General features: G+C 61.6%; 1 protein-coding gene. It reads left to right on the top strand.

The window, feature by feature from the left end:
- The coding region (locus tag EOD29_RS33240) for a DUF4347 domain-containing protein (RefSeq protein WP_127248866.1) at positions 1 to 255 on the top strand (255 nt) is incomplete at both ends.

The raw sequence follows: 255 nt of genomic DNA, 5'->3' as shown, positions 1-255 counted from the left end.
GAAACCGCATCCGGCGATGCTGGCGAGAGGTTCTTGGCGGCACTCGAGGAGGCGGTAGGCGCGGATGTCCGTGCCTCGAAGTCGCTGGTTGGCGCAGCCGCTCTGGGCGGCGCCTGGGAGATATCGGCTGGTGCCTTGCCACCATTGACCGCGGAAGGCGTGGCAGCTTACGCGGGGGTTCTTGCCGCGGGCGATTTGACGCTCACTGGAACAGTGGATGCTGGCTCAAGTAAAAGTATCAATACTTACTATCTT

The sequence above is a fragment of the Mesorhizobium sp. M1A.T.Ca.IN.004.03.1.1 genome (assembly GCF_003997555.1).
Taxonomy (GTDB): domain Bacteria; phylum Pseudomonadota; class Alphaproteobacteria; order Rhizobiales; family Rhizobiaceae; genus Mesorhizobium.
This window is presented reverse-complemented; position numbering and strand designations above follow the sequence as displayed.